This is a genomic window from Streptomyces sp. NPDC091281, from assembly GCF_044757425.1.
Taxonomy (GTDB): domain Bacteria; phylum Actinomycetota; class Actinomycetes; order Streptomycetales; family Streptomycetaceae; genus Streptomyces.
On sequence record NZ_JBIVUY010000009.1, the window covers coordinates 84,882 to 98,126 of the forward strand.

Genomic DNA, 13,245 nt, shown 5'->3' on the forward strand with positions numbered 1-13,245 from the left:
GGAACCACGCCCCATGGCACGCAGACGACCCCGCCGCAGAGTGACCGCCCTCGTCCTCTGCGCCGCGCTCACCGCCGTCACCGCCACCGCCTGCGGTTCGTCCGGCTCGGGCACCGGCGGCTCCACCGGGAAGGTCACCGAGGAGCAGATCCAGGAAGCGCTCCAGAAGCCCACCGAACTGACGGTGTGGACCTGGTCCGCCAGCCTGCCCGACATCGCCAGGGCCTTCGAGAAGAAGTACCCGAAGATCAAGGTGAAGGTCGAGAACGTCGGTACCGGGCCCGAGCACTACACCAAGCTCCAGAACGCCCTCAAGGCGGGCAAGGGCGCCCCCGACCTCGCCACCGTCGAGTACAGCGCCATCCCGCAGTTCGCCCTCGCCGGGGAACTCGTCGACCTCGGCCGGTTCGGCTTCGACGACCTGGAGAGCACCTTCACCCCCGCCACCTGGAACGCGGTGAAGACGGACGGGAAACTGTACGAACTCCCGCTCAACGCGGGCCCGATGGCGCTGTTCTACAACAAGAAGGTCTTCGACGCGCACGGCATCGCGGTCCCCACCACTTGGGACGAGTACCTCGACGCGGCCCGGGATCTGCACAAGGCCGACCCGAAGACGTACATCGCCGCCGACAACGGCAACGCGGGCCTCACCGAGAGCCTCATCCGGGCGGCGGGCGGCACCCCCTTCTCCGCCGAGGGCGACAAGGTCGGCATCGACCTCGAGGACGCCGGGAGCCGTAAGTTCGCCGCCTCCTACCAGCCGCTCATCGACGAGAAGCTTCTCTCGCCGGTCGCCGGGTGGAGCACCGAGTGGTACAAGGGCCTCGCCTCGGGAAACATCGCCACCCTGCTGTCCGGCGCCTGGATGGCGGGCACCCTGGAGTCGGGCGTCCCCGACGGCGCGGGCGACTGGCGGGTGGCCCCGCTGCCCGACTTCGGCGGCAAGGAGTCCGCGACCAACGGCGGCGGCAGCTTCGCCATGATGAAGCAGAGCGACCACCAGCTCGCGGCGGCGGCGCTCCAGCGCTTCATCAGCGTCGAGGAGGGCGCCGACATCGCGCAGAGGTCGGGCTCGTTCCCGGCCCGCGCCGCGGTGCTGTCCGACCCGGACTTCGTCGGCCGGAAGTCGGCCTACTTCGGAGGGCAGGAGATCAACCGGGTCTTCGCCGACTCCCTCGCCGCCGTCCGCGAGGGCTGGCAGTTCCTCCCGTACGACGTCTACGCGGGCAACATCTTCAACGACCAGGTCGGCAAGGCCTTCACCGGCGGGATCACCCTCCAGGAAGGCCTGCGGAACTGGCAGGACGCCCTGGTCAAGTACGGGAAGAGCCAGGGTTTCACCGTCGGCTAGCCCGCCGGCCGGACGGCGCGGACACGGCCGGGGGCGGGGCGGCCCGGACGGCCGCCGGCCCGGGGACGAGGGGGGTAGCCTGTGAGCCGCGGCTCACCGAAGATCAGGATCGGGAGTGTCGTGGTGCGGAAGAGCGAGAGGCGGTCGATGGACGGGGTAGGCGAGGTCAGCCCGCTGGAGCTGCTGCGCTCGGCGCTGCCCGGCCTCACCGGACCGAAACGGCGCGTCGCCGAGGTCATCCTGGCCACCCCCTCCGTGGTCGGCCGGTCCTCGATCACCTCCCTCGCCGAGTCGGCGGGCACCTCCCCGGCGACCGTCACCCGCCTGTCGACCGCGCTCGGCTTCGACGGCTTCCCCGAGTTCCGGGCGGCCCTCGCCCGTGAGCACGGGCGGGACGTGCAGGCGGGCTGGGAGCAGGACATCGGCTCGGCGATCACCCCCGACGACCCCGCCGACAAGGTGCTCAGCATCCTCGCGGGCAACCAACTGGCCGCCGCCCGCAACGCCATGGCCGCCGTGGACCTCGCGGCCATGGAGACCGTCGCCGACCGCCTCGTCACCGCCGGCCGCGTGCAGATGTTCGCCGAGTGGGGCGACGCGCCGCCCGCGCACGAGCTGTACCTGCGCCTGTTCCGCATCGGCGTGCCCGTCTGGTTCGGGGAGGGCGCCTACTTCGGCCAGATCGGCGCCAGCCTTCTCGGCCCCGGCGACCTCGCCCTCGTGGTCTCCCGCTCCGGCGACAGCCCGATCTGCGCCAAGTTCGTCGAGACGGCCCGCACCACCGGCGCCCTCACCGCCCTCATCACCGGCAGCCCCGACTCCCCTCTCGCCCAGGCCGTCGACGTCGCCATACACACCGGAACCGGCCTCGGAAACTCCTGGACCGACTACTTCGCGGGCCGCTCCAGCGACACCCTCGTCGGCGCCCTCCTCTGGGCCCTCGTGGCCCAACGTGTCCCCGACCGCCTCACCCCCCGAGTGAACCCGAACGACTTCCTGGCAACGGACTGACCGACAAGTCTGCTTTGTGCGGCCGCAGTTGACGACGCGGGTCCGCCCCACCCAGCCCGTCTGGGGGTCCCCCCTCTGGGGGAGTCTGAGGACGAGGCCCTTTCGGGGCCGACAGAGGGGGTCTGGGGGCGCAGCCCCCAGGTTCGGGACGGGAAGGGGCGGCGGGGGCGAAATCCCCACCCACCACCCACACACCCCCGGGACACCCATGCTCACCCTCACCCCCACAGGCTTCCGCCTCCACCACCACCCCTTCCGCATCATCTCCGGCAGCCTCCACTACTTCCGCCTCCACCCCGCCCACTGGCAGGACCGCCTCCACAAGGCCCGCCTCATGGGCCTCAACACCGTCGACGTGTACGTCCCCTGGAACCTCCACCAGCCCACCCCCCACCCCCACCTCGACCTCACCGGCGCCCTCGACCTCCCCCGCTTCCTCGACCTCGCCGCCGCGGAGGGCCTGCACGTCCTCCTCCGCCCCGGCCCCTACATCTGCGCCGAGTGGGAGGCGGGCGGCCTCCCGTCCTGGCTGCTCACCGACCCCGACATCCGCCTCCGCACCACCGACCCCCGCTATCTCGCCCCGGTGGAGCGCTACTTCGACCTCCTGCTCCCGGTCCTGCGTCCCCACCTCGCCACGGCGGGCGGCCCCGTCATCGCCGTCCAGGTCGAGAACGAGTACGGCGCCGCCGCCTCCCACGACCCCGCCTACCCGGCCCACCTGGCCGACCTGCTCCGCCGCCACGGCGTCGACGTCCCCCTCTTCACCTCCGACCAGGCCGCCGACCTCGACCGCGGCACGGTGCCGGGCGTCCTGCCGACCGTCAACCTGTGGGGTGACGTCGGCCGGAGCCTCGCCGCGCTGCGCCGTGTGCACCCCGAAGGCCCCCTGATGTGCGGGGAGTTCTGGGCGGGCTGGTTCGACCGCTGGGGCGCCGCCCACCAGACCCGCGGCACCGAGGAGACCGCGGACCTGCTGGACGGGCTGCTCGCCGCGGGCGCCTCCGTCAACCTGTACATGTTCCACGGCGGCACCAACTTCGGCTTCACCAACGGCGCCAACGACAAGGGCCGTTACCGCCCCACGGTCACCTCGTACGACTACGACGCCCCGCTCGACGAGGCGGGCGACCCGACGGCCAAGTACCACCGCTTCCGCGAGGTGATCGGCGCCCACGCCCCGCTCCCGCCCGACCCGGTCCCGGCCCCGGGCCCGAAGCTGGCCGTGGACGCGATATCCCTTCCGCTCCGCGCGTCCCTGCTCGACCAGGCGGACCGCCTCGGCACCCCGGTCACCTCCGAACACCCGCTCACCATGGAGGAGTTGGGCCAGGCCTTCGGCTTCGTCCGCTACGAGACCACCCTGCCGTCGGCCGGTCCCGGCACCCTCGTCGTGCCCGGCGTCCGCGACCGCGCCCAGGTCCTGGTCGACGGACAGCCGGTCGGCGTCCTCGAACGCGAGCACAAGGACCAGGCCCTGAGCCTGAGTTCACCCGCGCCGGGCGCCCGGCTCACCCTCCTGGTGGAGAACCAGGGGCGCGTCAACTACGGCGCCGGACTGCACGACCGCAAGGGCCTCCTCGGTGACGTCACCTTCGACGGCACCGTCCTGACCGGCTGGCGCTGCACCCCGCTGCCCCTGGACTCCCCGCGGGCCCTGGACGCGCTGACGTTCACGCAGGACCCGCCCCCGCCCGGACCCGCCTTCCACCGGGGGACGTTCGAGGTCGGCGACCCCGCGGACACGTATCTCCACCTCGACGGCTGGACCAAGGGCAACGCCTGGATCAACGGGTTCGCCCTCGGCCGCTACTGGTCACGGGGCCCGCAGCGCTCCCTCTACGTCCCCGGCCCGGTCCTGCGCCCCGGCCGCAACGACCTCGTCGTCCTCGAACTCCACGGCACCGCGACGGCCACCGCCGCCCTGCGCACCACCCCCGACCTGGGCCCGACGGACGAGTGAGGACAGGCGAGACGCCGACCTCAAGCGTGCAAATCTTTTTCTCTCAACTCAATAAACAAAGTAATCACTGATAATCTATTTCAAGCGGTCATCGTCCGATGGCGGCGGAACGAGAAGGCGAGCTGGTATGCAGCGGATATCGGTCGACACCGATGTCACCGTCGTCGGCGGCGGACTGGCGGGCGTCGCCGCCGCGATCGGCGCGGCCCGGACCGGCGCACGGGTCGCGCTCATCAACAACCGGCCCGTCCTGGGCGGCAACGCGAGCAGCGAGATCCGGGTCTGGGTGTGCGGGGCGACCGCGCACGGCGCGCAGAAGTACGCGCGGGAGACCGGCGTGATGGGGGAGCTGTTCCGGGAGAACCAGTACCGCAACCCCGAGGGCAACCCGTACCTGTGGGACCAGGTCGTCCTCGACGCGGTGCGGGCCGAGCCGAACATCCGCCTCCACCTCAACGCCGACGTCCGCGAGGTCGAGGCCGACGGCCCCGACGACGACCGCACCGTACGGGCCGTCACCGCCTGGCAGATGGACACCGAACGCGTGCTGCGGTTCACCGCCCCCGTCTTCGTCGACGCGACCGGCGACGGGCTGGTCGGCGCGCTCGCGGGCGCCTGGTTCCGCACCGGCCGCGAGGCCGCCGCCGAGTTCGGTGAGGAATGGGCCCCGGACCAGGCCGACTCCGACATGCTCGGCAGCACGATGTTCTTCTACACCAAGGACACCGGCGCCCCCGTCCGCTTCGTGCCGCCGTCCATCACGAAGGACGTCGCCGCCACCTCCATCGTCCGCAACCGCCCCATCAGCACCACCGCCAACGGCTGCGACTACTGGTGGATCGAGTACGGCGGCGAACTCGACGCCCTCGCCGACGCCGAGGCGATCCGCGACGAACTCTGGGCGGTCGTCTACGGCATCTGGGACCACATCAAGAACTCCGGGAAGTTCGACGCGGACAACCTCACCCTGGAATGGGTCGGTTCGGTCCCCGGCAAGCGCGAGTACCGGCGGTTCGTCGGCGACCACGTCCTCACCCAGCGGGACATCCTGGAGCAGACCCGCTTCCCCGACAGCGTCGGCTTCGGCGGCTGGTCCATCGACCTCCACCCGGCCGGCGGCATGTACGCGGAGACCGAGGGCTCCCGGCACCTCTTCTCGCCCGGCCTCTACCACATCCCGTTCCGCAGCCTGTACTCCCGCAACACCCGCAACCTGCTGCTCGCCGGACGGGACATCTCCGCCAGCCACGTCGCGTTCGGCACCACCCGCGTCATGGCCACCTGCGCCGTGACCGGCGAGGCCTCGGGCACGGCCGCCGGGCTCTGCGCGCGCGACGGACTCACCCCGCGCGAACTGGCCGCCGACCACTTCGACCGGCTCCAGCAACTCCTGCTGCGGCACGACGCGTCGGTCCTCGGCGTGCCCTGGCGGGACCCGGCCGACCTGGCCCGGACCGCCACCGTCACCGCCTCCAGCGAACTCACCGTCCTCGCCGTGGAGCCCGCCCCGGACGAACCCACCCGGCCGCACTCCCTCGCCGACCACCCGGCGGGCCTGCTCCTGCCGGTCCAGCCCGCCGTGGAGGGCGTCGACCTCCTCCTCGACGCCGCCGAGGCGACCGTCGTCGAGGCCGAACTCTGGTCCACGGAAGGCGGCGAGAACCACATCCCGGTCCGCCTCCTCGACCGCGCCCCGCTGCCGCTGCGCGTCGGCCGCCAGTGGGTCACCGCGCCCTTCACCCACAAGGCGCCCGGCGGGGAGAACGTCGTGGTCGTGCTGCGGCCCACCCCGCACGTCTCCCTCGTCGTCGTCGACCGTCCCGCCCCCTACGGCGTCCTCGGACTCGTCGGCCGCACCCCGCGCACCGACCGCGGCCGCGCCCAGTCCAACGCCTGGTCCGCCGAGGAACTCCGGCGCAAATCACCGGCGTTCCGGATGCGCGGCGAGAGCGGAGCGCACCGCGCGGAGCAGGTCACCGGCCCGTACCAGCGGCCGTACCACGGCCCCCGGCTGTGGTCCTCCCGCCCGCTCGCGGAGGACCCGGAGCCGTGGCTGCGCCTCGACTGGGACGGGCCCCGCACCCTGCACACCGTGGACGTCATCCTCAACGACGACGTCGACCTCGACCTGGTGAACCTCCACCACCACCGCACGCCCTTCCCCGTCGTCCCCGAACTCGTCCGGGACTACCGGATCGAGGCCCTGACGGACACCGGCTGGGAGACCCTGGTGACCGTCACCGGCAACCGCCACCGCCGCCGCACGCACCCCCTCGGGCGCCCCGTCGTCACCGACTCCCTGCGGCTGACGGTGACCGCCACCAACGGCTCGCACTGGGCGTCCGTCGTCGCCCTGCGCGCCTTCGGCGCCGAGTGACCCCGCCGCCCCCGCCCGCCGAGGAGACCCCGATGCCGTCCCACCCCCGAACTCCCCTGCCCCGCCTGGCCTTCGGCGGCGACTACAACCCCGAGCAGTGGCCGGAGGAGGTCTGGCGGGAGGACGTCCGGCTGATGCGGGAGGCCGGGGTGACCATGGTCAGCGTCGGCGTCTTCTCCTGGGCGCTCCTCGAACCGGAGCCGGGCGTCCACGACTTCGGCTGGCTGGACCGCCTGCTGGACCTCCTGCACACGCACGGCGTCCGGGTCGCGCTCGCCACCCCGACGGTCGCGCCGCCCGCCTGGTTCTACCGCGCCCACCCGGAGGCGCTGCCGGTGACGGCGGACGGCGTGCGGTACGCGTTCGGCTCACGCGGCGCGATCTGCCACAGCAGCACCGCCTACCGGGCGGCTGCCGCGGACATCACGACCCGCCTGGGCGAACGGTACGGCACGCACCCGGCGTTGGCGCTGTGGCACGTCCACAACGAGTACGGCGTCCCCGTCTCCGCCTGCTACTGCGACTCCTGCGCCGCCCACTTCCGCCGCTGGACCGAGGCCGCCCACGGCACGGTCGACGCTCTCAACGAGGCCTGGGGGACGGCTTTCTGGGGCCAGCGCTACACCTCCTTCGAGCAGATCGACCCGCCCCGCCGGACCCCCGGAGCGGTCAACCCGGCGCAGGCGCTGGACCACCGGCGGTTCGCCGACGCGACGATGCGCGAGAACTTCGTCAGCGAGCGGGACATCCTGCACCGGCTCTCGCCCGGTGTCCCGGTCACCACCAACTTCATGACGGCGCTGAGCCAGTGCGACACGGTCGACTACTGGGCCTGGGGCCGCGAGGTGGACCTCGTCACCAACGACCACTACCTGATCACCGACGGCCGCCGCACCCACGTCAACCTCGCGATGGCCGCCGACCTGACCCGGTCCGTGGCGGGCGGCGCGCCCTGGCTGCTGCTGGAGCACTCCACCTCCGGCGTCAACTGGCAGCCGCGCAATCCGGCGAAGGCGCCGGGGGAGATGGCCCGCAACTCCCTGGCGCACGTGGCGCGCGGCTCCGAGGGGGCGATGTTCTTCCAGTGGCGGCAGTCGCGGCGGGGCGCGGAGAAGTTCCACTCCGCGATGCTCCCGCACGGCGGCACCGCCACCCGGATCTGGCGCGAGGTCGTCCGACTGGGCTCGGACATCGCGGCGTTGGCGGAGATCGCGGGCACCCGGACGGAGGCCGACGCCGCCGTCGTCTGGGACTGGCAGTCCGCCTGGGCGCAGGGCCTGGGCGGGCACCCCACCGTCGACCACGACCCCGTCGAACGCGCGGACGCCTTCTACGAGGCCCTGTACGACAGCCACCTGACCGTGGACTTCGCCCACCCGGAGGCGGACCTGGCGCGCTACCCGCTGGCCGTCGTCCCGGCGTCGTACCTGATGACGGAGGCCGGCGGGCGGAACCTGCGCCGGTACGTCGAGGGCGGCGGCACCCTCGTCGTGTCGTACTTCTCGGGGATCGTCGACGAGCACGACGCCGTGCACCCCGGTCCCGTCCCGGGCGCCCTGCGGGACGTCCTCGGCCTGACCGTCGAGGAGTTCTCCCCGCTGCTGCCCGGCCGCACGGTCCGGCTCGACGGCCCCGGAGGAGCGACCTGGACCGCCGACGTGTGGACCGAGGCCGTCGTACCGGACACGGCCCGGACCGTGTGGACGTACGCCGACGGGCTCACCGCGGGACACCCGGCCGTCACCCGCAACCGGCTCGGCGCGGGCACCGCCTGGTACGTCTCCACCCGGCTCGGCGCGACGGACCTCGGCGCCCTGCTGCGGACGGTCCGCGCGGACGCCGGAGTCCCCGGGCCCGCCGCACTGCCGCGCGACGTCGAGGTGGTGCGCCGGTCCGGGGACGGCGGCACCTACCTCTTCGCCGTCAACCACACCGGGTCCGAGGCGACGGTGCCGCTGGACGCCTCCGGCACCGAACTGCTCACGGACACCCCGCTCACCGGCCACCTCACCGTCCCGGCGGGCACCGTCCGCGTGGTCCGCCTGCCACCGGACGCCTGACGGAGGGCCCGGCGGGGGAGGGGAGCCGGGGGCGGTCAGCCACCGCGGTCACGCGCCCCCGGTGAACGCGGCGGCGTGGTCGGCGGCCCACTGACGGAACGACCGCGGCGCCCTTCCCAGGATGTCGGCGACCGCGGTGCTGACGTACGCGGGCTGTCCGACCGCCGCGCTCCACGCGTCGAGCAGCATGTCGACGGCCGAGCCGGGCGCCTTGCCCTGCGACAGGCCCCGGAACTCGTCCGGCGTCAGCTCCTCGTACGCGATCCGCCGCCCCAGGACGTCACCGATGACGTCCACCTGCGCGGCCTGGGTCAGCGACGCCGGGCCCGTGAGGACGTGGTCCCCGCCGACGTAGGCGTCCTGACGGAGCGTCCACGCCGCTACGGCCGCGATGTCGCGGTCGTCGACCGGTGCCGACGCGGCGGCGCCGTAGGGCCACCGGACGGCTTCGCCGGACCGGATCGCGGGCGCCCACCAGGCCAGCGCGTTCGACGCGAACATGCCGGGCCGCAGGATCGTCGACGGCAGGCCGGCGCCCGCGATGAGCCGCTCGATCTCGGCGTGCAGCGCCGCCAGGGGATTGGGCTGCTGGAAGAGGGGATGCGGTGTCCGGTGCGGCGAGGACAGGAACACGACGCGTCGCACGTGGGCCGCCAGCCGCTCGACGACGGCCGCGGCGGTCGGGGGCGGGGCCGTCCACACCAGGAAGACCGCACCGGCGCCGGTCAGTGCCGGGTCGAGCGACTCGGGCGCGGTGAGGTCACCGGCGAAGACCTCGACCTGCGCGGGCAGCGTCACCGTCTCGGGGCGGCGTACGAGGGCGCGGACGGGTACGCCCGCGTCGAGGAGCAGGCCGATGACGAGGCGGCCGACCCGGCCCGTCGCCCCGGTGACGAGCACGGGAGGAGTGTCGATCTGATGCATGCCGTCCATGGAAACGTTACCGGGTTAAAAAAGCAACCCGGTAACAACTGTTACGGTGGCCGCATGAGCGAGTCGACGGGACTGAGGGCCCGCAAGAAGGAGCGCACGCGCGACGCCATCGGGGACGCGGCCGTCGCGCTGTTCCTGGAGCACGGCTTCGACCGCGTCTCGGTCAACGACGTAGCCGAGGCGGCCGAGATCTCCAAGCCGACCCTCTTCCGCTACTTCCCCACCAAGGAGGACCTGGTCCTGCACCGCTTCGCGGACCATCAGGGCGAGGCGGCCCGCGTCGTCGAGGGCCGCGCGTCCGGCATCGCGCCGGTGGCGGCACTGCACCGGCACTTCCGGGCGGGCCTCGACCGGTACGACCCCGTCACCGGCCTCAACGACCACCCCGAGGTGGTGGCGTTCCACCGCCTGGTGTTCACCACGCCCAGCCTCGCGGGACGGCTCACGCGCTACCAACTGGACGACGAGGAGGCCTTGGCGCACGCCCTCGGTGAAGGCGTCCGGGCCCGCCTGCTGGCCGCCCAGGTCCTCGCCGTCCAACGGGTCCTCGCCCGGACCAACTGGCAGAGGATCGCCGACGGCCGCACGGCCCGCGCCATCCACCCCGAAGCCGTGGCCGACGCCGACCTGGCATTCGGACAACTGCCCTGACGGGCAACGCTCCTGGTCGACGAGGGTGCCGTGATCCTCTGAGAGGGTCGGCCGTCGTACACCCCGTATATGGATTATGGCAGATGCTATAACGTGAGCCGAGGGCGCCGCGAGCAGCCAGGTTCACCTGCGGTCCGGCCCTCATCGCGGCAGCAGTGAGTCGAAGCAGCAACGAATCAAGGCATCAAAGCATCCAGGCATCGAGCAGAGGAGTGCACCCATGCCCCTGTACCAGTGCATCGCGCCCGCCGGGCTGGTCGACGACGAGGTCAGGCAGGCCGTCGCGCGGGAGATCACGCGGATTCACGTCGAGGCCACCGGCGCCCCGGCGGGCTTCGTCCACGTCCTCTTCCTCGACGCCCCCGTCGGCCGGCACTTCACCGCGGGCGAGGTCGACGCCCGGACCACGCTCATCGAGGGCGTCCTCCGCGCGAGCCGTCCGCTCGCCGCCCGCCAGGAGATGATGCGCTCCCTCGCCGCCGCCTGGACCCGGCTGACCGGTCAGCCCACCGCGGAGATCATCGTGTCCCTCCCCGAACGCGACGCGGGGGAGATCATGGAAGCGGGCGTGATCTTCCCGCCGGTCGGCGAAGAGGCCGCGTGGCTGCGGGAGAACGGCGCCCGCATCGCGGAGTCGGCACCGCACCTCGCGGCCGACCTGGAGGAGTACCGGGGGCGGGTGGGCTGACCGGTACGGGCCGGGCGGGGGCCGGTGTCGGCCGGTTTCGCCGCGCGGCATGCCGAAGGGGCCCCGCGCCGTACCTGCGCGCGAAGGCCCCTTCGGCGTGCCGCCTGCCGTGACGGGTGAGAAGACGATCACGGGCAGGGCGTCCGGGTGTGCCCCGGGCCGGTGTCCGCTTCCTCAGGGGGCGAGGAGCAGGACGTCGGCGCGGGACTTGGCGGCCTCGTAGCGGCGGGCTACGTCCTGCCAGTTGACGACGGCCCACATGGCCTCGATGAAGTCGACCTTCTGGTTCTTGTACTGGAGGTAGAAGGCGTGCTCCCAGGCGTCGAAGACCAGGATGGGGGTGGAGCCCTGGCCGACGTTGCCCTGGTGGTCGTAGACCTGCTCGACGATCAGGTGCCCGCTGAGCGGCTCGTAGGCCAGGACGCCCCAGCCGGAACCCTGGGTCGTCGCGGCGGCCTTGGTGAGCTGCGCCTTGAAGTTCGCGAACGAGCCGAAGGACTCGGTGAGCGCGTCCGCGAGGTCGCCGACACCGTCCGCCGCGAGGGGCTCGCCGCCGCCGTCACCGCTCATGTTGTGCCAGTAGATGCTGTGCAGGATGTGCCCGGAGAGGTGGAACGCCAGGTTCTTCTCCAGCCCGTTGATCCCGCCCCACTGCTCCTTGTCCCGCGCCTCGGCGAGCTGCTCCAGGGTGTCGTTGGCACCCTTCACGTACGCCGCGTGGTGCTTGTCGTGATGCAGCTCGATGATCTGCGGGTTGATGACCGGTTCGAGCGCCGCGTAGTCGTAGGGAAGCTCCGGGAGCGTGTAAACCGCCATGTCCAACGTCCTCCGCCGTAATTGCCACTGATGTGCAGTTGCACGCTAACAGCAATAAAGGTCCGGCGCCGATCATGCCTTGGTCCTAGGACCCGGGTCGCGGGCGCGCGGCGTGGTGGGCGGCGGGTGCGGGGCGGCATCCGCGGATCGGACGTGTCAGGCAAGACGGGCCCCGCACCCGCGCCAAGTGTCCTCGAACCCCCCGGCTCCTGCAAGGCGGAAGTTGTTGCACAGATTTCGCAACAAGGGGTTCGGGGTGCGGTCGTCAGCGCGTCTCCGGGCCGCCGTCGGCGGGCGCGGCCAGGCCCGCCGTCCACTTCTCCTCGATCCGCCCCAGCCGCCACACCAGCAGCGCCACCGCCCAGGTCGCGACGAACAGGCCGACCACCACGTAGCCCACGATGTTGAGGTCCAGACCCGCCACGCCGTCCCAGAACGCGCCGTGCAGTCCGGCCCGTTCCGCGACCAGGCCCAGCAGTTCGACCGTGCCGATCAGGAGCGCGACGGCCACCGACAGGCCGGTGACGGTGAGGTTGTAGTACACCTTGCGGACCGGCTTCGAGAACGCCCACCCGTACGCGAAGTTCATGAACGAGCCGTCGATCGTGTCGAGCAGCGACATGCCCGCCGCGAACAGCACCGGCAGGCACAGGATCGCGTACCAGGGCAGCCCGGAGGCGGCGCCCGACCCCGCCAGGACCAGCAGCGCGATCTCCGTCGCGGTGTCGAAGCCGAGGCCGAACAGCAGGCCGAGCGGGTACATCTGCCACGGCCTGGTGATCGACTTCGTCAGGCGGCCGAGCACCCGGTTCATCAGGCCCCGCTTGTCGAGCCGCTCCTCCAGCGCCGCCTCGTCGAAGCGGCCCGAGCGCATCTCCCGGAAGACCCGCCAGATGCCCGCCAGGATGACCAGGTTGACGGCGGCGATGACGTACAGGAAGGTCCCCGAGACCGTCGTGCCGATCCAGCCGGTGACGCCGTGCAGCGCGGAGTCGTCGTTCTCCACCGGGCCCGCCAGCGCCTTCACGCCGAACGAGAGCAGCAGCGCCAGCGCGAAGACGATCGACGAGTGGCCGAGCGAGAACCAGAAGCCCACCGACAGCGGGCGCTGCCCGTCGTTCATCAGCTTGCGCGTGGTGTTGTCGATCGCGGCGATGTGGTCGGCGTCGAAGGCGTGCCGCATGCCGAGGGTGTAGGCGGTGACGCCGATGCCGACGCCGAAGGTCTTCGTGCCGAGGCTGTAGTGCTCGGGGGCGACGATCGCCACCAGCGTGAACCAGCCGACGACGTGCAGCGCCAGGACGAACCCCGCCATCCCGCCGACGGACACCCACTCCCGCCGGGTCAGCGCGGAGCGCAGACCCCGACGTACGGGAGCGCCGTCCGTGGTGT

10 protein-coding genes are annotated in these 13,245 nt (G+C 72.3%); 7 read left to right on the top strand and 3 right to left on the bottom strand.

Annotated elements, in window-relative coordinates; translation table 11 throughout:
* Positions 1-13: 13 nt before the first annotated feature.
* The 5 genes from ACIQPQ_RS23460 (at position 14) to ACIQPQ_RS23480 (ending at position 8,765) form a co-directional block, all read left to right on the top strand.
* Entirely contained in the window at positions 14-1,354 is a 1,341-nt protein-coding gene (locus ACIQPQ_RS23460; protein ID WP_401306629.1) for an ABC transporter substrate-binding protein, read from the top strand.
* A 147-nt stretch (positions 1,355-1,501) separates the two neighbouring features.
* A complete protein-coding gene (locus ACIQPQ_RS23465; RefSeq protein ID WP_383773957.1) occupies positions 1,502-2,365 on the top strand; it encodes a MurR/RpiR family transcriptional regulator in 864 nt (287 codons plus the stop codon).
* A 208-nt stretch (positions 2,366-2,573) separates the two neighbouring features.
* Positions 2,574-4,328 carry a beta-galactosidase family protein gene (locus ACIQPQ_RS23470; protein ID WP_401306632.1) on the top strand — a complete coding sequence of 585 codons (1,755 nt, stop codon included), beginning with the start codon at positions 2,574-2,576 and terminating at the stop codon, positions 4,326-4,328.
* A 127-nt stretch (positions 4,329-4,455) separates the two neighbouring features.
* Entirely contained in the window at positions 4,456-6,705 is a 2,250-nt protein-coding gene (locus ACIQPQ_RS23475; protein ID WP_401306635.1) for an FAD-dependent oxidoreductase, read from the top strand.
* A 32-nt stretch (positions 6,706-6,737) separates the two neighbouring features.
* Positions 6,738-8,765, top strand: coding sequence for a beta-galactosidase (locus tag ACIQPQ_RS23480; protein ID WP_401306637.1), 2,028 nt, complete (start codon positions 6,738-6,740; stop codon positions 8,763-8,765).
* A 48-nt stretch (positions 8,766-8,813) separates the two neighbouring features.
* On the opposite strand, the gene ACIQPQ_RS23485 is transcribed toward ACIQPQ_RS23480, so the two are convergent.
* Entirely contained in the window at positions 8,814-9,689 is an 876-nt protein-coding gene (locus ACIQPQ_RS23485; protein WP_401306640.1) for an NAD(P)H-binding protein, read from the bottom strand.
* Positions 9,690-9,752: 63 nt separating this feature from the next.
* Between ACIQPQ_RS23485 and ACIQPQ_RS23490 the strand changes: the two genes are divergently transcribed.
* Complete coding sequence (locus tag ACIQPQ_RS23490) at positions 9,753-10,349, top strand: TetR/AcrR family transcriptional regulator (RefSeq protein ID WP_401306643.1); 597 nt, start codon at positions 9,753-9,755, stop codon at positions 10,347-10,349.
* A gap of 220 nt (positions 10,350-10,569) precedes the next feature.
* A complete protein-coding gene (locus ACIQPQ_RS23495) occupies positions 10,570-11,037 on the top strand; it encodes a tautomerase family protein (RefSeq protein WP_401306646.1) in 468 nt (155 codons plus the stop codon).
* Between the two features lie 174 nt (positions 11,038-11,211).
* On the opposite strand, the gene ACIQPQ_RS23500 is transcribed toward ACIQPQ_RS23495, so the two are convergent.
* Both ACIQPQ_RS23500 and ACIQPQ_RS23505 read right to left on the bottom strand, forming a co-directional pair.
* Entirely contained in the window at positions 11,212-11,853 is a 642-nt protein-coding gene (locus ACIQPQ_RS23500) for a superoxide dismutase (protein WP_401306648.1), read from the bottom strand.
* Positions 11,854-12,118: 265 nt separating this feature from the next.
* Positions 12,119-13,201 carry a HoxN/HupN/NixA family nickel/cobalt transporter gene (locus tag ACIQPQ_RS23505; protein WP_401307163.1) on the bottom strand — a complete coding sequence of 361 codons (1,083 nt, stop codon included), beginning with the start codon at positions 13,199-13,201 and terminating at the stop codon, positions 12,119-12,121.
* Between the last annotated feature and the right edge of the window lie 44 nt (positions 13,202-13,245).